The following is a 17,543-nucleotide window of genomic DNA, read 5'->3' as shown; positions in this document are numbered from 1 at the left end:
CCCTCATGCGGCCGGTGCCTCCTCGTCCGCGTTCCTGTCCCTGTCGTCCGCGTCCCTGCCCGTGTGCTGTGCCCCGTCCGTGCCGACGGCCTCCCGGTGCACCATGTGCAGGTAGGTGTCCTCCAGCGTCGGCCGGCGGACCTCCAGGTCGGCGATCGGGCCGTCCGCGTGCCGGTGGAGTTCCCAGACCAGCCGTGAGGGGTCCTCCGTGCGTTCGCGGCGGGGCGTCCCGTCGTCGGCCGTCCACCGGACCTCGGCCTGGGCGGCGGCGCGCCGGGCCAGTTCCGCGGGTGTGCCGCAGGCCCGGATCCGGCCGCCGACCAGCATGGCGATCCGGTCGGCGAGCCGCTCGGCCTCCGCCAGGTCGTGGGTGGTGAGCAGGACGGTGACGCCCTCCTCGCGGGCCAGCCGTTCGACCAGGACGTGGAACTCGTGCCGTGCCTGGGGGTCGAAGCCGGTGGTCGGCTCGTCGAGGAAGAGGAGTTCGGGGCGGCCGACGATGCCGAGCGCGACGTCGAGGCGCCGGCGCTGGCCGCCGGACAGCCGCTCCACCTGCCGGCCGGCCTGGTCGGTGAGGCCGACCAGGGCCAGCAGTTCGGCCGGGTCGCGCGGGTCGGGATAGTAGGCCGCGAAGTGGGTCAGCAGCTCGGCGACCCGCCAGCGGCGGTGGTCGCGCCAGGACTGCAGGACCAGGCCGATCCGGGCCCGCCACGCGTCGCCGCCCCGCTCGGGATCCGTGCCGAGGACGCTCACCTCCCCGCCGGAGCGCTGCCGGAAGCCCTCCAGGATCTCGACGGTGGTGGTCTTCCCCGCGCCGTTGGGCCCGAGCAGCGCGAAGACCTCGCCGCCGTGGATGTCCACGTCGACGCCGCGCAGGACGTCGACGTCGCCGTACGCCATGGTCAGATCGCGTACCCGGATCACGGGCCGGACGTCGGTGCGCACGGACGCCGTCATCGCTCGGCCTCCGCACGGGGCTGCCGTGGTGCCGCCCCGGTCGCCGGTCCGGCGCTGTCGACGATGGCCCGCAGTGCCGCCACATGTCCGTCGAAGGCGGTGCGACCGCATTCCGTCAGCCGTACCTTCGTACGGCGGTTGCGGCCGCCGCCCTCCTTCTGGACCTCCAGGTATCCGGCCCCCTCCAAGGTGTGCAACTGCTTGGAGAGCGCGGAGTCGCTGAGCGAGAGGCTGTCGCGGACGAACGCGAAGTCCGCCCACTCGGTGGCGGCGAGCAGCGCGACCACCGACAGCCGCGTGGCGGGGTGGATCAGCTCGTCGAAGCCGGCGGGGGTGCTCATCGGCCGGCCTCCCCGTCGGCCGCCGGTGCGCCGCCGCTCCTCACCGACTCGGCCACCCAGCGGTTGGCGCGACCGAGGGTGAGCAGGTACACGGCCACCCCGGCCGTGGCCTGGACGAGGCCGCCATGGACCGGCCCCAGCGGCTCGGTCAGGTGGTCCGCCAGCACGATCGTCCCGCCGACCAGCACCGCCGCGGCACCGAACGCGGCCCACATGCGCCCGGGGCAGCGAGTGTGGTGCAGTTGCATCCGGCTCCGGCGGCTGCTCAACACGATCAGCAGGCTCAGCAGGCCGACGTAGGCGGCCACGGACAGTCCGACGCCCCACCCGGGCAGGTCCATGCCGACGCCGGCGAGGAACACCCACATGAGCGCGGCCATGCCGTAGGTCGTACCGCGCCCGCCGGACGCGGAGCGCTCGAACTCGTCGTACACCCGCTCCTGCGGCACCCGGATGCGCTGGAGATCCTTCCATGCCTGTTCGGCATCCACCGGCATGCTCACGGCCCTCACCTTCCCGCCCCGATGACTTTCCTACAAGGAAAGTACTCTCGGCTTTCCTGGCAGGCAAGTCGGAACTCGCCGGTCCGGGGAGGCGGCGCCGCGCCGCTTGCCACCGGCCGGTCCCTGGAGCAGCGTGGACACCGGCTGCCCCCGTGCCACGGCACCGGATCCGGACAGCCCGAGGCAGGAACCGGAGCGAGGAGACGAGACCGATGACCGCACCGACATCCGGCCCGGAAGCCGTGCCCGTCGAACGCCGCCGGGACGAGTCCGACAGAGTGTTCTGGGAGCCGAGCGAGCGCTGGGTGCGTGCGACGGCGGGGGAGATCACGGTCGTGGACAGCCGCAGCCCGGTTCTCGTGTGGGAGCCCGGTCGCCCCGTCCCCCTCTACGCCTTCCCGGCAGGAGACGTCCGGACGGACCTGCTGCGGCGGACGGAACGATCCGCCGGCCCGCGGCGGCACGCGGGGGCGACGGTCTTCTACGACCTCGTGCTCCCCGACCGGACCGTCGGGGCCGCGGCCTGGACCTACCCCGGGGAGGAGCTGGCCGGCCACATCGGCTTCGAATGGTTCGGACGCGAGGTCCTCGACCACTGGTACGAGGAGGACGAGGAGATCTTCGTCCACCCGCGCGACCCGCACAAGCGCGTGGACGCCCTGCCCAGCGGCCGGCACGTCCGGATCGAGATCGAGGGCACCGTCGTCGCGGACACCCGCAGGCCGGTCCTGCTGTTCGAAACCGGTCTGCCGGTGCGCTTCTACCTCCCGCGGGAGGACGTCCGCCTCGACCTGTTCACCCGTACCGACGGGCGCACGCGCTGTCCCTACAAGGGTGTGGCGAGCGAGTACTGGTCCTGGGCGGGCGACGGCGACGTGCGGCCCGACATCGCCTGGAGCTACCCCGACCCCCTCCCCTCCGTGGGGATCGTCAAGGACCGGGTGGCCTTCTACGACGAGTCCGTCGACGTCGTCGTCGACGGAGTGCGGCGGGAGCGGCCGGTCACGTTCTTCAGCCGTCCCTAGCGGTGGTCCGCGAGCCGGGTGCGGGGCCCGGCGCGGTGTGCGGGGCGGGACGCCGGACGTGCGTTCCGCCGTGGACCGTGGGACGGCCTGGGTGCACGGAGCCCTCGACGGCGACCCGGATGCCGGTCATCGCCTCTTCCGCGAGGCAGACCTCGCCGCCGATGCCGCGCATCTCCTCGGGCAGGGGCACGACGTGCTCGGGTCAGGCGGAGTGCGTCGACACGGACACGCCGGCGATCGACGCCGTCTGCTCGGATCGGGCCCTGTCCTCGTATGCCCGGAGGAGGACGCCCTCGCGGATCGCCCACGGGCAGATGAGGACCGAGTCGACGTTCATCGTGCGCAGGGCGGTCTCCGCGACGATCGCCCCGGCCAGGCACTGCGCCGAGCGTGCGGGGGAGATCCCCGGCAGACGGGCGCGGTCGGCTGAGGGAAGACGCCTCAACTGCCTGATCGCCTGACGCAGTTCCGCATGGAGGAGCCGCCGCGTGCCGGACGGTTCGTCGGTGCCGGGAGAGCACAGGCGCGACAACTGATCGAAGGTGCGGGAGGTGGCCACGACCGTGCGGGGCCCGATGCCGCGTACCTGCGCGGACACCTCGGCCATCTGCTCCCGCGCGTACCGCCGCACCTCCTTGACCCGCGAGGGCGAGGGAGGGTCCTGGCCGGCGAAGTGCTCCCGGGTGAGCCGCCCCGCGCCCAGCGGCAGGGAGACGGCGAGGTCCGCCGTCCCGCCGTCGCCGCAGGCCACCTCGAAGGACCCGCCGCCGATGTCGAGGACCGCCAGCGGACCGGCCTGCCAGCCCGTCCACCGCCGGGCCGCGAGGAACGTCAACTCGGCCTCCTGCGAACCCGGCAGCACAAGCACCGGCACATCGCACCGCGCGCCGAGCGTCCGGAGGATCCGGTGCCGATTGGGGGCGTCGCGCACGACCGCCGTGGCGAACACGACGGGTTCGCGCACCCCCCACCGGCGGCCCTCCCGGCAGGCGGCGGACACCGCGTCGGCCAGCCGCCTCATCGCCGCCCGTCCCATCGTGCCGTCCCGGTCCACCTGTTCCGCCAGCCGCAGCCGCCACTTGGCCGTGTGCACGGGATGGAGCCCGTAGTGCTCGACATCGGCGACGAACAGCCGGACGGTGTTGGAGCCTGCATCCACCACAGCCATACGCATGCGAGCCCTCTACCCCGCCCACAGCCGACGATGCCGCGGGCTGCGCCACCTGCCCGGCACCGGGCCCCCGCTCGCAGCGCAGTCGATGCCGCGCACGGACGCCGGACGCGTCGCGGAGGGGAGGGGCCCTCCCGTTGCCGACGTTCAGCAGGGGGACGGGGCCACTCGTGCCGGGCTGTTGCCGGGTTCGGGGGGTGTGCCTCCCGGTGTTTAGGAGCCCCCGCCAATGCGGTGGGCGTCCGTCACCGGCGCGCCGTGGCAGGGCATCGAGGCCGGCGCGTCCGGCGAGGTGTGACTCACGCCGCGTTCGGCGATGCGGCAAGGCCCTGCTTCACGTACCGGGTGGTCTCGTCCGCGAGGATCTCGGGCAGGCCCGCCTCGATGCCGGACAGGGCCTGGGCGGCGACCTCGGCGGGGTCGGCCTTCTGGCCGGCGGGAACGCTCTCGGCCATCTCGGTGTCCATGTAGCCGACGTGCAGCGCCGAGACGGCGATGCCGCGGGGTGCCAGTTCCTCCCGGGCCGCGCCGGTCAGCGCCCATGCGGCGGCCTTGGCCGCCGCATAGCCTCCGAGGCCGGCCGGGTGCAGCCAGGACAGCACCGACAGCACGTTGAGCACCGCGCCGCCGCCGTTGGACTCGATGACGGGGGCGAAGGCCCGCGTCACGGCGAGCGGACCGAAGAAGTTCGTGTCCATCTCCAGGCGTATCGCGTCCGGGCTGCCCGCGATCAGCGGGGTTCCGGTGGATATTCCGGCGTTGTTCACCAGCAGGGTGGCGTCGGACGCGGTGCGGGCCGCGGCGCGGATCGACTCCTCGTCCGTCACGTCGAGCCGCAGCGGGGTGACGCCGGGCAGGTCCACCGTCTCCGGCCGCCGGGCCGCCGCGTACACCGTCGCTCCGCGCTCCACGAGCTGGGCGGCCAGATGCCGTCCAAGCCCCCGGTTGGCGCCGGTGACCACCGCGACCGCACCGTTCAGTTCCATGCCCGCTCCCAGGGTTGCGTCCGTCGGCGAGCGGCCGACGGCAACGTTTTAGATTACGGCCATAATCTAACCACCGGTCTAGGATAGATGCCAGTCGACATCCGAACGGGAGGTGGCTGATGGGCCGCGTATCGCAGGCGCAGGCCGAGGAGAACCGCCGGCGGGTCGTGGAGACCGCCTCTCGCCTGTTCCGGGAACAGGGCACTCACGCCAGCGTCGCCGACATCATGAAGGCGGCTGGACTGACCCACGGCGGCTTCTACAAGCAGTTCGCGTCCAAAGAGGCGCTCATCGACGAAGCCACCGCCCACGCCTTCGGCGAACTCGCCCGGCACCACGAGACGGGACTCGAGCAGCACGGCGGGCAGCGCGCCGCCGCCCAGAAGGCGTTGATCGACACCTACCTCTCCCTCGGACACCGCGACAGCCCGGCGGACGGATGCCCCGTCGCCGCGCTCGTCACCGACATGGCGCGCGAAAGCGAAGGCCAGGAGGCCCGCCGGATCTACACGGAAGGCGTGGGCGACTTCGCCGCGCGGCTCGCCACCGGGGACCAGGACGGCATCACCCGGCTGTGCACCATGCTCGGCGCCCTCGTCCTGGCCCGGGCCACCACCGGTTCCCCGCTTTCCGAGGAGATCCTCACCACCGTGCGCGCGGAACTCACGGCATCCGACTGATCCGCGCCGAGCCGCCGATAGGCGCGGCGAGGGGCTGACACCCGCGAAAGCCGTGCCGCGACCGCCGCCCGGAGCCGTCCGGACCGGCTGACCGGGCGGGCCGCACGCGACGGAGGGGGCGGTGCGCCCCCGGCACGGCTGGACGGGGGAGCCGGGACGCCCCCGGCCTTCCCTGGCCCTCCGCGTGGCGACGGGCCGAGGCGGCGCCGGAGGAGCCCGTACCAGCGGTCATCGGTGCACGAAGGGAGATCGGCACGCCACGCCGTCGGCTCCTGACCGGTGACGGCAGGTCAGTCCCTCGCCTCGCGGACGTCCTCTCCCCGTTCGGCGAAAGCCTTGAAGTCCTGCATGTGCTGCCGCGACTGCTTGCGGAAGGCGCCGGGCATCAGGAGTCCCACCAGCTTCATCAGAAAGCCGCTGAACCGGTATTCGTTCTCGCTCTCCCAGAACGTCGTGTCCGGGCCGGCCTCGGTCAGCCGGTCGCGTACAGCACTCCACATGCCCTCGCCGACGATCTCGCGGTCGAAGTGGACGACGCTCGATGCCGGGATCCCGCGCAGGTCCGCCGGTTCCCGGCGTGTGATGGTCTCGGTGGCCTCCATCGTCCGCCCGCCCATCTGCATCACGACCCGCGACGTGGTGCCGAGCTGCCCGTGCTCCCCGCTCAGCGGCTCGTGCAGCACCAGGCCCCGCAGCCATTTCGGCAGCTGTGCCGGGTCTGCGAGCAGCTGGGCCACCTTCTCCCGCGGCAGGGCGATCTCGGTGGAGACGGTGTATTTCATCGTGCGCATCATTTCCTCGGGGGACAACGTGTGTCCGTCAAGTACGGGGTGGCGAGGCGCACGACGGGTATCTCCGGTGCCTCTGCCTGTCGGTCCTGCCCGCCGGGCGGCCGTGCCCCTCACGCGCGGAGAACCGTGGAAAACCGCGGAAGACCCCTTCCCGCCCTGCCGGCGCCGCATCGGGCGGCGTTCGCCGTGCTGTGCGGCCCCCGACCGCCGCGGGCTTCGGGCGGTGGTGATAATCGACCGATGAGCGCCCTCGAACGTCCCGTGCCGCCCCTGAACGCCGACGAGCGCACCACGCTCGAGAGCTGGCTCGACTTTCATCGCGTCACGCTCGCCATGAAGTGCGAGGGCCTGGACGACGAGCAGGCCGCTGTCGCGTCCGTGCGTCCGTCCGGCTTCACCTTGACCGGCCTCGTCCAACACATGGCAGAGGTGGAGCGGAACTGGTTCCGGCGCGTGTTCGCCGGAGAACAGGCTCCGCCCATCTACGACCCGCATGCCGACCCGGACGCCCCCGACGGCGGCTTCGAACTGGCGGAGGGCGCCACCCTGGGCGACGCCCTCGCCACCTGGCACGCAGAGATCGCCCGCGCCCGCGAGCACTGCGCGGGCCGCGCTCTGTCCGATACGGGCCGTTTCATGGGGCAGGACGTCAGCCTCCGCTGGATCTACGTCCACATGATCGAGGAGTACGCCCGCCACAACGGCCACGCCGACCTGGTCCGGGAACGCGTGGACGGCACCACCGGCGCATAGCGGCGGAGCGGGCGACGTCTGCCCTGTCGCCGGCTGCGCTCCCGCCCCGCCGGCGGTTCGCCGGAGGCACAGTGCACATCGTGGACGGCACCCTCGCACCGGCCCTTCACCGCCTTCCGCGTCACCCTTCAGGGCTGCGACAGGGCATCCCGGACGGCGTCGACGCCGAGGGCCAGGTCCGCATGGAAGCTCTGGTGGAGGTCGAAGTCCCGGGTCATGTCGACGTAGTAGCCGTCAGGCAGGGTCGACTCGGCACGCGACAGGTCGCTGTTGAGCTCGCCGAGCTGGAGGATCATCCGGTGGGCGTTGCTCAGGGACTGCGTGAGGGCGTCGGCGAGCGAGCCGCCGGACCGAGGGGAGGTGTCCGCACCGGGCCGGTGCGACGCGCGCAGCGCCGCCCGCACCGCCGCGCGCCGGAACTGCGCCAGGGCGAGGGACGCTTCGATCCCGTCGTAGGAGACCTCGTTCGTCCAGGGGCCGTCATGGGCGAGGCTTCCCGCCAGGAAGCCGAGGCGGCGTGCGACGCCGAGGTCCTCCACCGCGTCGAACATCGGCGCGGCGAGCGCGGCGTCCTGTGCCAGTGCGACCGCGAACGCCCGGGCGTCCTCCGCCGGGAACTCGTCCCGGGCGGCCCGTGTCCCGGACCTTTCGGCCTCCCGCCGGAATCGCTCCAGCTGCAGCGCGAACACCGCTCCGAGCCGTACGGCCGCCAGCTCGACCGCGGGAAACCCGCCGCGCGCAGCCTCGCGTTCCTGGGCGCCGCACCGGGCGAGGCCGGCCGCGTACGCCCGTACCCCGGACGGCGTCGGCTCGGCGAAGGAGCGCAGCACCGGTGCGCCGAAGGGCGGCACGGGGAGCGCAGGGCCGAGGTTCCACAGCGGCGGTACGGGGGCGCGGAGAGCGGTGGTCCCGTCCGCACCGATGGCGCAGCTCACCTCGTCCAGCCCGGCCCGCAGGTCGAGTACGGGATCCAGCGCGGCGGTCAGCTCGCCGAGCAGCTCCGCGCACCTGACGTCCGCCTCCGCGGACCCCCCGGCCGCCCCGGCCCCCTCGGTCCCTCCCGGCGTCTCGGCACCTCCGGCCCGCCGTGCCCCCGCCGGGTCTTCGAGCAGCTTGCCGACATGGCGCAGGGTGCGGTGGACCTTCGGGACGGACAGGCCCAGCTCGTACCCGATCGCTCCCGGCGCACAGCCGGCCAACCGGAAGGCTGTGACGTTCAGCTGGCGCTCGTTCAACTCTGCGAGCGGGGCGAGTGCCACCACCGTCCGGGCCTGCACCAGGGCGTCGGTGCTGCCCCTCCCCAGGAGGGCGGGCACCGTCCCGTGCGCGGGACGGCATATTCCGCAGCCGCCGCCGACGGTCATCCGGCACGTCCAGGACCGCAGCGCCTGTGCGGTGACCACGGGGGCCCTGGTGTCCCTCGCGGCCACGGCCGCGTTCGTGCCCACGAGGTCCATCCACCGCCGGGCCACCGCCATCGCGTCCTGGGCGAGTCGAGCCGCCTCCACCAGGTCCGCGCCCCGCAGCAGCGACAGGGCGACGAGCGGTCCCGCATGCGCCCGGTAGTAGTCCCCGAACCCGACCCCGCTGACGGGCACCGCATCCGCCGGATCTGTAGCCATGGACCCAACTCACTTTCCCTCGGCCCTACTTGTGCAACCCGTGGGAGTTCACGGTAGAGGCTCCGCAGGGGGCCGCCGACCGGGCTCCGTCGATACACTCCGCGCATGAACGCCAACCGAGTGTCCCTTTTCTGCGACACCGCTCTCGCCGCGCGTATCGAGCGGGCCGAGACACAGCTCATCACCAAGGGCAGCGAGGCCGCACAGCGTCGTGACGCGGGCCGGGCGGGGTTCGTGCTTCCCCTCGCCGGGGGAGTGGCGAGCTACGCGGAAGAGGGCTCACCGCTGAACAAGGTCGCAGGGCTCGGCTTCGGCGGCGTGCCGAGCGAGACCGAGCTCGACGACGTGGAAAAGGCCTTCGCGGACCGCGGCGCCCCGGTGCAGATCGAGCTGGCGCACCTCGCCGACCCCGGGATCGGCGCCCTCCTGACCGAACGAGGCTATCGGCTCGCGTCGTTCGAGAACGTGCTCGGCCTGTCCCTCGGTGGTGGGCACGAGCTGGTCACTCCCCGCGGGGTCGAGGTCCGGCCGAGCGGTGACGACGAGTTCGAGCCGTGGCTCGACGTCGTCGCGGAGGGCTTCGCTCACCCCGACACGCAGGGCGTTCCCTCGCACGAGGAGTTTCCCCGTGAGGTCATCGCGAGTGCCGTGCGCGACCTGGCGGCGGCAGCCGGCATCGTGCGCTACGTCGCCGTGCTCGACGGGGACGTCGCAGGTGGCGCCGGCCTCCGCATGGCAGATGGCGTCGCCCAGCTCACCGGGGCGGCGACCGCGCCCGCTCGCCGCCGTCGTGGAGTCCAGACCGCCCTGCTCTCGGCCCGGCTCCGCGACGCCGCGGCCGCCGGCTGCGACGTCGCGGTCATCACCACGCAGCCGGGATCCCGGTCCCAGCACAACGCACAACGACGGGGCTTCGACCTGCTCTACACCCGCGCCGTGCTGCTGAAGCAGCCCTGAGCACGCAGCCGCCGGGCCGCCGGGCCGCCGGTGGGAGTCGACCCGGCGAGCCTGACGACCGTCCCGCGTCCGTGGGCCCCGCCTCTGCCGGTGCGCCCGCCGGCTCGGATCACCTGCGGCACATCGACGCGCCGGCCTCGGATCCGCCCACTGCGCACAGTACGTCCGGCCTCAGTCCTGCGCCGGGTCGGGGCAGATCCTCTCCGGCAACTCTGCGGACAGCGACGTGCGTTCGTCGGGTGTGAGATCGCGGCCGACGACCTTGCACAGGTGCCTCTTCCAGAGCGCGGGATCGATCCGGAAGAGCGTCGGCCTGCCCCCCGGGTCGGACGGGTCCTCCAGCTCGCCCTCCACCGGCATGCTCAGCAGGCTCCTGCCGTCCTGGGTGGCGTCCAGGAATCGCTGGACCTGTGAGAACACCAAGGTGTCCCGGTACTCGGGATCGTCGGCCCTGAGACGGACCATGATGTTCTCGTAGGCGAGGAAGAAGCCGGATCCCCCGGAGGTTCCCATGGTCCAGCGATGGGGTTCGAGCGGTCCGAACGGCCCCAGCACCTTCTTCGGCGCCGACCGGTTCCGCACCGACCAGAGTTCGACGATCCTGCCGGTGGTGAGCACCGCCATGTAGCGCGTGTCCGGCAGGTACTCCGCGGTGAGCAGGTCATCGGCGAGACTGACGAGCTGCTTCCCGTCCTCACGTCCCGTGCGCAGGTCGACGGTGTGGACGTCGGGTTCTCCCTGCACGCTCACCGTGACATGTGCCGGATCGGGATGGGCCCCGATGGTGAAGAACGGGTCCTCGGCGGTACTGAGCCCGAGGCCGGTGAGTTTCACGGCGGACGAGAGGCGGCGCCCTTGCCGTGCGTCCCAGTACTCGAGGACCGAGCCCGACAGGGTGACCACCTCGTCGTCGCTCCGGAACATGATGTCGATCGTGCCCGGTTCTCCGGTCTCCTTGTCGAGAGGCGGGGCGGACACGGCGAATTGGCTGATCCGCCGCAGACTGGGCAGGGCGCGGATCGTGACCCTGTTGCCGTCCGAGAGGTCCGCCACCAGGGTTTCGGCCTTGTCGGTGACGAGGGGCTGCTCCTCGGGGGGTGGTGCACCGGGCGTCCGTGCCCGGGCGAGGGTACGGGCCCCGGGACGGGTCTCCACGATGCGCAGCACGCTGCCGCCGTCGGTGCGGACGAGCATCCGACCACCGTCACCGAGCAGCGCCGGATATCCGTACGCCGGCCTGGAGGGACCGAGGGACATGCCGACGCCCGTGACGGCACGGCCCTCGGCGAACGGCATCACGACGTCCGACCCGGACATCAGGACGGGCAGGCGTTCGACCCCGATCGAGGTGGAGAGGCGCCGGCGGGGCACCAGCCGTTGCGGTGCCTCGTCACCGTGGACCACGACAAGGGACCAGGCACTCGCTTCGCCCTCGACGGCGAAGTAGCGGCTGGTTGTGTCGAACTCCGCTTTCCGGCACGGCTGCTTCAGCTCCTGGCTGCGCAGCACCCTCCCGTCCGCCACGCGGACGGCCTGGTAACGAGAGGTGTTCTCCCGCATCTCCTGGCACGCGACAGCCGTTCCCCCGTCCCAGGAGACCTCGGGAACGGAGGCGAAGTCACCGGCCAGTTCACGGGTGGAGCCGGTGGCGACATCAATGGCGAACAGGGAGGTTCGCTCGTCCCGCAATCGGAGGCCCTTCCACGCGACCAGGGTGCCGTTGTCGGGGCCGAACCAGATCCAGCGGACGTCGGTGATGTTCCCCGGCACCCGGTGCGAGCGGCCGCTGGAGAGGTCCCACACCAGGAGCGGCAGGCCGTCGGGCACCCGGGAGGCTTCCACCAGATACCGCGAATCAGGCGAGAAACGGGATGCCTTGACGGCGAGGACGGTGCCGTCCTCGTTCCGCGCCTGCTCGTGCCGGAGCGGATGAGCCGGGCCGGCCAGGGGCTCGGCGGAAGCGGTCACCTCGTGCCAGGCGAGGAGCCCGTCGGCCTCGCGCAGGTAGGCGATTCTGCGGCCGTCGCCGCTCACCTGGGGGTTGCGGATCTTCCGGCCCAGCCGCAGGTTCTCCTGTCGCACCCGTCCGTCGTCGGAGCGGACGAACAGGGTCGCACGGCCGCCCACCGTGGTCACCAGGGTCACCTTGCCGTCCGCGCTCATACTCGCCTGGTCGATGTCCGAATCCAGTCCGGACAGGACCCAACTCGCCTTCATCGTCTCCGAGTACCGTCGCATCAGTGCGTTGCGCGCCTCCTGCGTCGGTGACGTGTCGTAGCCCGCTATCGCGGCCAGCGCGGCGTGGGCGGGATTGGTCTCGGCCAGTTCGTCCGCCTGCACCGCCAGGGTTCTGGACCGCCCCTCCGCTGCCCGCTCCTCGCTCACCCGGGACTCCAGGACGAAGAACACCCCCAGGGCGGCGATGAGCGCGAGAGCGAGCGCGGCGGCGGCCCAGGCCAGCCGGATGTGCCGCTGCCGGACACGGCGCTGTTGCTGCACCGTGTGCTGTTGCCGGACCGCAAGATCGAGGAGCTCGGTCTCCGCCGCCGTCAGTTCGTCGGTGCGGCCCGCGAGACGGCTCCGGAGGGAACCGAGGTGCGCCCCCCGCGGCAGGAGCTCGTCAGCACGCCCCGTGCTCTCCCAGCGTTCCCGGTCGTGCTGCACCTCCGCCCGCGCGGCGAGGAAGTCCCGGTCCTCGCGCACCACGTCGGCCAGCGTCGGCCAGGCCGTGATCAGGGCTTCATGGGCGAGCTCCACACTCTCCGGCACGCCGGCCCCGCCATGGAGCACCAGCAGACGCTCGTCCTTCCCTGCGAACAGGACGGCCAGGCGCCAGCGCTGTTCGCCGGCCTCCGTGCGGGTCAGCACCCGCCGCAGCGCGGGGGCGCCACTGCCCGGCACCACCCGCACCAGGCCGGCGAGGAGCCGCCGCGCGTGCCTGACGGCTTCGGCCGGGTCGACGCTCTCCTGTGTGCCCGCCGAGCCGAGGGAACCGGTCCCGGACAGGACGTGCCTCCGCCAGGCCTCCTGTGCGTGACTGCGCAGCGCACCGGAGACGCCGCCGGCTCTCTCGTACGCCTCGACCCTCAGGCGACCGCCCGACTGTTCCTCCCACAGGTGCCGCAGGACGAAGCCGAGGAGGGGAAGGGCGCCGGGCTCACCGCCCGCGTCCTCGAGGATGCGGCGGGCCAGCCCCGGCTCGTAGGAGACACCGGGCACGCGGTCCACCGGGTGAGTGATGACGGCATGGAGCTGCGCCCGGGTCATCGGGGTCAGCGGCAGGACCACTCCCCGTTTCAGCACCGGCCCGAGGTGCTCGTCGCTGAGGGCGGCGTCGATGAAGTCGGCGCGCAAGGTGAGCAGCACCCGCATCCCGGCGGTGCGCCGAGCGGGGAACACCACCGACAAGAGGGCCGTGAGGTCCCCCGCGGGCAGGTCGAGCAGGGCCTCGGCCTGGTCCAGCACGACAAGGAGGTCGGTGGTGGCGGAGCCGGTGAGCCGGTGGACGGTGTCCGCGAGGCCCGCACCGGCCAGCCAGGCGACGACCCGCTCGACGCCGAGGGCGCGCGGCGGACCGGACCCCGTGCGGCGAGCCAGTCCGAGAAGTTCGACGGCCAGGGCGCTCACGGGACGGGAGGTGCGGCCGCAGTGGACGACCACCACCTCGCGGCCGGGACCGCGCATGACGGGCACCACGCCCGCGAGGGCGAGCGAGGACTTGCCGCACCCCGACGGCCCGCACAGCGTCACCACCGCACGGTCACCGCGCAGTGCGGTGATCACGGTCTCCGCGTCCTCCTCGCGGCCGAAGAAGACCCCGGCGTCCTCCTCGCGGTAGGGCTCCAGGCCACGGAAGGGCGAAGGGGCCCGGAACACCTCGGTGAGGGCGGGGATCTCGTCGGCGAGCGCCCCCAGGTGCAGCATGTACGCCTGCTGGTCGTCCCGTACCGGTTCCGCGGCCACGATCATGCCGACGACGGCGCCGAGAGCGTTGTCCCAGACCGGGCTGCCGCTGAAACCGCCGCTGACACGCACCGTCTGCCCGTCGGCCCGGGACAGCTGCACCCAGCCCTTCCCGGCGGAGCCGAGGAGACTGCCCCGCTGCCACACGGGCCGGTCCGAGCGACCGGTGAAGCCGACGATGCGGGACCCGTGCTCCCACAGACGCCGGGACAGGCTGGTCGGCAGCGGCCGTGCCCGCGGGGCCGGTGCGAGCAGCCGGAGCACGGCCACATCGCCGCTCCGGTCCTCCCGGATCGGCACCCAGTGCACCACTTCCGCCTCGATGCCGTGCCCCGGGGTCGTCGGCCCGGCGAGGAGCGGCATGTCGACGGTGACGCGGGCCGCGGGGAGCTCCTCGGTGTCGCGGGGTTCACCGAGCGCGTCGCACACCACATGGGCGCACGTGAGGACGAGCCCGTCGCCGACGAGGAATCCGGTTCCGGCGGAGTCGCCGTGCCCGTCACGGAGCCGGACCGTCCCGGCGGCGAGGACGGCGTCGGCGTCCTCCTGCCCGCCGTGACCGGCCCCGGCCGCGGTTCGGCCGGAGCCGTCCTGGTCGTACACGGGGCCTCCTCGATGCGGCGATGGGGAGCGTCAGGGTGCCGGCAGTGCGAGGGTGCGTCCCGGCCCGCCCTGCGGGGACCCCTCCGGCGGCGGGGCTGCCCCGCACGGCCTCAGCCCGCGGACTCCGGGCCGGGCGCGGGCGCGGTCGCCGGCGCCGCGTCCGTGTCGGCGGTGCTGTTGTGCCAGGTGAGGCTGACGGAGAAGTTGGCCTCCGCGGAGGAGCCCGCGACGAGGATCTTCGCGTCGGCGGAGAGCGACATGCCGAATTCGAGCGTCGCCTCGTCGGGCGGCCGGAGCATGCCACGGCAGCGGCCGACGAAAGCGTCCGCGACCGGCCGTACGACATCCAGCATGTGTTCCAGGGACTGCTCGGCCCGGACGACGGCACGACTGCCGCGTCCGACGCGCACGACGTCCTCCCCGGCGTCGTTCACCTGCACTCGTACGACCCGGCCGTCGCTCCCCAGCGGCACGTCGACTGTGTACATGGCTTGACCCTCCGACGGCGGCATGACGTTCCCCGATCGTAACTGCGCCTCGGGGCATACGAGTTGGATCACGCATGAAGCGCAGGAGACGCTACCCGGCTGCATGCCGGGAGTCACGGGGCCGACCGGGGCGGCGTGTCGGCGTCCCGTGGCCCGTGCCGGCACACGGCCCGCCGGAAGCAGCCCCGTGCGCCCCGGCTTCCGGGGCAGCCCACCAGCACGCGCAAGGAAAGGTTGCACATCGGGTCGGGCCGTCGTAGAGTCATGAGCAACCAAAGGTTGCGTGATGGCGGGAGCGGAACAATGGAATTCGGCAGTGTCTCGCGGGAGATCCGCATCGAGGCCACACCCGAGGTGGTCTACCAGGTGATCAGCAGGCCGGAGCATCTGCGGGAATGGTGGCCCGACGAGGCGGAGCTGGAGGCGCCGGTACCGGGCGGCACCGGAACGGTGACCTTCGGCAGCGGGCCGGAGGCCAAGTCCGAAGTGCTGACCGTCGTGGAGGCCGACCCGCCGCGGCGGTTCTCGTTCCGATGGGTCTGCGAGGACGGAGCGACCGCCGGGCCCGGCAACTCGCTGCTGGTGACGTTCGACCTCGAAGCCGTCGGCGAGGGCACCCTGCTGCGGTTCTCCGAGTCGGGCTTCCGCGAGCGGGGCTGGGAGGCCGCCGTGCTCGAGCAGGCGTACCGGGACCACGCCAGTGGCTGGGACCACTTCCTGCCCCGGCTCGTCGACTACGCGGCCAAGGCGGCGGTGCGATGAGCAGCGCCGTCGACGACGAGCTGTGGTCGGCGGTCGGAGACCCGATACGCCGGCAGGTGCTCGACCTGCTGCTCGCGGAGAACGGCGGAACCGCCACCACACTCAGCAGGCAGCTCCCGGTGACCCGGCAAGCCGTGGCCAAGCATCTCGGCGTGCTCGACCGCGCCGGCCTCGTCAGCGCCACGCCGTCCGGCCGCGAGCGCCGCTACGAGGTGGACGAGGCCCAGCTCGCACGCGCCGTCGCCCAACTGACCTCGGTCGGGGCCGCCTGGGACGCCCGGCTGCACCGGATCAAGCGGATCGCGGAAGCGATCCAGCGCGGGCAGGACTGAGCGGCCCGCGCCCCTGGAAGGAGACATCGGACATGGCAGACATCCTGCACCGCATCGGCGTCACCGCCGCACCCGAGGACGTCTACACGGCGCTCACCACCGTCGGCGGCCTGTCCCGCTGGTGGACCGAGGACACGGACGGGGACGCCTCCCTCGGCGGCGTGGTCCGCTTCCGGTTCGCGCCCGGCGGCTTCGACATGAAGGTCCTGGAGGCGAGCCCCGGCAAGCGCGTGCTCTGGGAGGTCGTCGACGGCCCCGAGGAGTGGAGGGGCACGCGGATCGGCTTCGACCTCGAGCAGGAGGACGACTTCACCGTCGTGCTGTTCAGGCACGAGGGCTGGCGCGAACCGGTGGAGTTCATGTACCACTGCAGCACCAAGTGGGCGACGTTCCTGATGAGTCTCAAGCATCTGCTGGAGACCGGCACCGGCGAGCCCGCCCCGCACGACGTCCGGATCGGCAACTGGCACTGACCGGCCCCCCGGTGCCGCCCGCACCACGCCCACCGGCTCCGGCGGGCGTGGTGCCGCATCAGGCGTGATCGCCGTCCGGAACGGGGACGGCACATCAGGCGCGGCACCCGGTGGCCGTTTCGGGTGGTGATCCCGTCCGGGCTCGCCGATTCGTACGCTGGCGAGCGTGGAGGACCATGCGGCTACCAGGGTCGACGCACGTCCGGCGCCCGCCTTGCGGCGGTACGTCCGCTCGTATGTCGGTTTCGACCTTCGCGGGTTCCCGGCAGGGGTGCACTGCGGTCCGCCGGGCCGCGTGCTCACCGCGGTGATCAGCCTGTCCGACCCTCTGGAGGTGGCGCCGGGCGTCGACGACGGGTCGCCGGTCACCCGATTCGGCGGCGTGGCCGGCGGTCTGATGTGCCGGTCCGTCGCGATCCACCACGACGGACGCCAGCAAGGCGTGCAGGTGTCGCTGACACCGCTCGGCGCTCGTGCCGTCTACGGCATGCCCGCCGCTGCGCTCGCCCACCGACTGGTCCCGCTCGACGACCTTCTCGGAGCGCTGGGCGGCGAGCTGGCCGACCGGCTCCGCGCGGCGACGACCTGGGCCGCGCGGTTCGCCGCACTGGACGAGTTGCTCATGCGAGCCGTCGGCCGCGCCGCCGGCGGCGACCCCGCGTCCCGGGTGCGCCCCGAGGTGGCCCAGGCATGGCGACGCCTCGTCGCGGCCCGGGGCCGCACCCAGGTGGGGACGGTCGCCGCAGAACTGGGCTGGAGCCGTCGGTACCTCACCGAGCGGTTCCGCGGTGAGGTGGGCCTGTCGCCGAAGACCTTCGCCCGGGTGCTGCGCTTCGAGCACGCGCACGAACTGGCGACATCGCCCGACCCGCTCCCGTGGGCCGAGGTGGCGACCGCCTCCGGCTACGCCGACCAGGCCCATCTCGTCCGGGACTGGCGCGAGTTCACGGGCCGGTCGCCGACGGCCTGGCGTCGCGGCGAACTCCTCCTCACGACCGGGTAGCCGCCGACCGGGAGCGCCACCCCGCCGGCGTCATCGGTCTCCGTGCAGAGAACCGGGGTGAGGGGAACACCCCTCGCGGATGTCTCGCACACGGAGGCCCACCGGTCGCGTGGGTCTGCCGCTTCGCTCCCGG

General features: G+C 72.8%; 18 protein-coding genes. 8 read left to right on the top strand and 10 right to left on the bottom strand.

Features of this window, described 5'->3' with window-relative positions:
* Positions 1-3: 3 nt before the first annotated feature.
* From EAO77_RS18360 to EAO77_RS18350, 3 genes are read right to left on the bottom strand one after another with little or no spacing between them, the layout of a single operon-like run.
* On the bottom strand, positions 4-957 hold the full coding sequence (locus EAO77_RS18360) for an ABC transporter ATP-binding protein (RefSeq protein WP_147989366.1): 954 nt from the start codon (positions 955-957) through the stop codon (positions 4-6).
* Entirely contained in the window at positions 954-1,298 is a 345-nt protein-coding gene (locus EAO77_RS18355) for a transcriptional regulator (protein ID WP_147989365.1), read from the bottom strand. Before EAO77_RS18355 ends, EAO77_RS18360 begins: the two co-directional genes overlap by 4 nt.
* Positions 1,295-1,795 (bottom strand): hypothetical protein, encoded by a 501-nt coding sequence (locus EAO77_RS18350; RefSeq protein ID WP_187283301.1) that lies wholly within the window; start codon positions 1,793-1,795, stop codon positions 1,295-1,297. Before EAO77_RS18350 ends, EAO77_RS18355 begins: the two co-directional genes overlap by 4 nt.
* A 218-nt stretch (positions 1,796-2,013) precedes the next feature.
* On the opposite strand from EAO77_RS18350, the gene EAO77_RS18345 reads away from it, so the two are divergent.
* On the top strand, positions 2,014-2,826 hold the full coding sequence (locus tag EAO77_RS18345; protein ID WP_147989364.1) for a DUF427 domain-containing protein: 813 nt from the start codon (positions 2,014-2,016) through the stop codon (positions 2,824-2,826).
* On the opposite strand, the gene EAO77_RS18340 is transcribed toward EAO77_RS18345, so the two are convergent.
* From EAO77_RS18340 to EAO77_RS18330, 3 genes are all read right to left on the bottom strand, one after another.
* Positions 2,813-3,016 (bottom strand): hypothetical protein, encoded by a 204-nt coding sequence (locus tag EAO77_RS18340; protein ID WP_147989363.1) that lies wholly within the window; start codon positions 3,014-3,016, stop codon positions 2,813-2,815. The two genes, EAO77_RS18345 and EAO77_RS18340, sit on opposite strands and share 14 nt — an antisense overlap.
* 12 nt (positions 3,017-3,028) lie before the next feature.
* Entirely contained in the window at positions 3,029-4,000 is a 972-nt protein-coding gene (locus EAO77_RS18335; RefSeq protein WP_147989362.1) for a Ppx/GppA phosphatase family protein, read from the bottom strand.
* A gap of 296 nt (positions 4,001-4,296) precedes the next feature.
* Positions 4,297-4,983 (bottom strand): SDR family oxidoreductase, encoded by a 687-nt coding sequence (locus EAO77_RS18330; protein WP_147989361.1) that lies wholly within the window; start codon positions 4,981-4,983, stop codon positions 4,297-4,299.
* 119 nt (positions 4,984-5,102) lie between these two features.
* On the opposite strand from EAO77_RS18330, the gene EAO77_RS18325 reads away from it, so the two are divergent.
* Positions 5,103-5,663, top strand: a complete 561-nt coding sequence (locus EAO77_RS18325; RefSeq protein ID WP_147989360.1) for a TetR/AcrR family transcriptional regulator — start codon at positions 5,103-5,105, stop codon at positions 5,661-5,663.
* A gap of 290 nt (positions 5,664-5,953) precedes the next feature.
* Here EAO77_RS18325 and EAO77_RS18320 read toward each other — a convergent pair whose 3' ends face one another.
* The gene (locus EAO77_RS18320) at positions 5,954-6,445 is read right to left on the bottom strand and encodes an SRPBCC family protein (protein ID WP_147989359.1); all 492 of its coding nucleotides are present in this window, start codon (positions 6,443-6,445) and stop codon (positions 5,954-5,956) included.
* Between the two features lie 249 nt (positions 6,446-6,694).
* On the opposite strand from EAO77_RS18320, the gene EAO77_RS18315 reads away from it, so the two are divergent.
* Positions 6,695-7,207, top strand: coding sequence for a DinB family protein (locus EAO77_RS18315; RefSeq protein ID WP_147989358.1), 513 nt, complete (start codon positions 6,695-6,697; stop codon positions 7,205-7,207).
* A gap of 128 nt (positions 7,208-7,335) precedes the next feature.
* Here the strand turns inward: EAO77_RS18315 and EAO77_RS18310 are convergent, their stop codons facing one another.
* Positions 7,336-8,829, bottom strand: a complete 1,494-nt coding sequence (locus EAO77_RS18310) for a hypothetical protein (RefSeq protein WP_147989357.1) — start codon at positions 8,827-8,829, stop codon at positions 7,336-7,338.
* 105 nt (positions 8,830-8,934) lie between these two features.
* Here EAO77_RS18310 and EAO77_RS18305 point away from each other — a divergent pair, with 105 nt between their 5' ends.
* Positions 8,935-9,786 (top strand): GNAT family N-acetyltransferase, encoded by an 852-nt coding sequence (locus tag EAO77_RS18305; RefSeq protein WP_147989356.1) that lies wholly within the window; start codon positions 8,935-8,937, stop codon positions 9,784-9,786.
* Between the two features lie 171 nt (positions 9,787-9,957).
* Here EAO77_RS18305 and EAO77_RS18300 read toward each other — a convergent pair whose 3' ends face one another.
* The gene (locus EAO77_RS18300; RefSeq protein WP_147989355.1) at positions 9,958-14,352 is read right to left on the bottom strand and encodes a serine protease; all 4,395 of its coding nucleotides are present in this window, start codon (positions 14,350-14,352) and stop codon (positions 9,958-9,960) included.
* 110 nt (positions 14,353-14,462) lie between these two features.
* Positions 14,463-14,840, bottom strand: a complete 378-nt coding sequence (locus EAO77_RS18295; protein WP_147989354.1) for a CU044_2847 family protein — start codon at positions 14,838-14,840, stop codon at positions 14,463-14,465.
* A gap of 303 nt (positions 14,841-15,143) precedes the next feature.
* Here EAO77_RS18295 and EAO77_RS18290 point away from each other — a divergent pair, with 303 nt between their 5' ends.
* From EAO77_RS18290 to EAO77_RS18275, 4 genes are all read left to right on the top strand, one after another.
* The gene (locus tag EAO77_RS18290; protein WP_147989353.1) at positions 15,144-15,602 is read left to right on the top strand and encodes an SRPBCC domain-containing protein; all 459 of its coding nucleotides are present in this window, start codon (positions 15,144-15,146) and stop codon (positions 15,600-15,602) included.
* Positions 15,599-15,934 carry an ArsR/SmtB family transcription factor gene (locus tag EAO77_RS18285; RefSeq protein WP_147989352.1) on the top strand — a complete coding sequence of 112 codons (336 nt, stop codon included), beginning with the start codon at positions 15,599-15,601 and terminating at the stop codon, positions 15,932-15,934. Before EAO77_RS18290 ends, EAO77_RS18285 begins: the two co-directional genes overlap by 4 nt.
* A 32-nt stretch (positions 15,935-15,966) precedes the next feature.
* A complete protein-coding gene (locus EAO77_RS18280) occupies positions 15,967-16,407 on the top strand; it encodes an SRPBCC family protein (protein ID WP_147989351.1) in 441 nt (146 codons plus the stop codon).
* A gap of 166 nt (positions 16,408-16,573) precedes the next feature.
* Complete coding sequence (locus EAO77_RS18275; protein WP_147989350.1) at positions 16,574-17,410, top strand: helix-turn-helix domain-containing protein; 837 nt, start codon at positions 16,574-16,576, stop codon at positions 17,408-17,410.
* Positions 17,411-17,543: the final 133 nt, after the last annotated feature.

Source organism: Streptomyces sp. T39 (genome assembly GCF_008042045.1).
GTDB lineage: Bacteria > Actinomycetota > Actinomycetes > Streptomycetales > Streptomycetaceae > Streptomyces.
Note: the sequence above shows the minus strand (reverse complement) of the source record. Positions and strands in the feature narration are given on the sequence as shown.

Excerpts from the sequence above, each read along its gene's own strand:
- EAO77_RS18330 (WP_147989361.1), bottom strand. The coding sequence starts at position 4,983 with ATGGAACTGAACGGTGCGGTCGCGGTGGTCACCGGCGCCAACCGGGGG.
- EAO77_RS18285 (WP_147989352.1), top strand. The coding sequence starts at position 15,599 with ATGAGCAGCGCCGTCGACGACGAGCTGTGGTCGGCGGTCGGAGACCCG.
- EAO77_RS18350 (WP_187283301.1), bottom strand. The coding sequence starts at position 1,795 with ATGCCGGTGGATGCCGAACAGGCATGGAAGGATCTCCAGCGCATCCGG.
- EAO77_RS18335 (WP_147989362.1), bottom strand. The coding sequence starts at position 4,000 with ATGCGTATGGCTGTGGTGGATGCAGGCTCCAACACCGTCCGGCTGTTC.
- EAO77_RS18310 (WP_147989357.1), bottom strand. The coding sequence starts at position 8,829 with ATGGCTACAGATCCGGCGGATGCGGTGCCCGTCAGCGGGGTCGGGTTC.
- EAO77_RS18325 (WP_147989360.1), top strand. The coding sequence starts at position 5,103 with ATGGGCCGCGTATCGCAGGCGCAGGCCGAGGAGAACCGCCGGCGGGTC.
- EAO77_RS18320 (WP_147989359.1), bottom strand. The coding sequence starts at position 6,445 with ATGAAATACACCGTCTCCACCGAGATCGCCCTGCCGCGGGAGAAGGTG.
- EAO77_RS18315 (WP_147989358.1), top strand. The coding sequence starts at position 6,695 with ATGAGCGCCCTCGAACGTCCCGTGCCGCCCCTGAACGCCGACGAGCGC.
- EAO77_RS18290 (WP_147989353.1), top strand. The coding sequence starts at position 15,144 with ATGGAATTCGGCAGTGTCTCGCGGGAGATCCGCATCGAGGCCACACCC.
- EAO77_RS18305 (WP_147989356.1), top strand. The coding sequence starts at position 8,935 with ATGAACGCCAACCGAGTGTCCCTTTTCTGCGACACCGCTCTCGCCGCG.
- EAO77_RS18295 (WP_147989354.1), bottom strand. The coding sequence starts at position 14,840 with ATGTACACAGTCGACGTGCCGCTGGGGAGCGACGGCCGGGTCGTACGA.
- EAO77_RS18355 (WP_147989365.1), bottom strand. The coding sequence starts at position 1,298 with ATGAGCACCCCCGCCGGCTTCGACGAGCTGATCCACCCCGCCACGCGG.
- EAO77_RS18280 (WP_147989351.1), top strand. The coding sequence starts at position 15,967 with ATGGCAGACATCCTGCACCGCATCGGCGTCACCGCCGCACCCGAGGAC.
- EAO77_RS18360 (WP_147989366.1), bottom strand. The coding sequence starts at position 957 with ATGACGGCGTCCGTGCGCACCGACGTCCGGCCCGTGATCCGGGTACGC.
- EAO77_RS18345 (WP_147989364.1), top strand. The coding sequence starts at position 2,014 with ATGACCGCACCGACATCCGGCCCGGAAGCCGTGCCCGTCGAACGCCGC.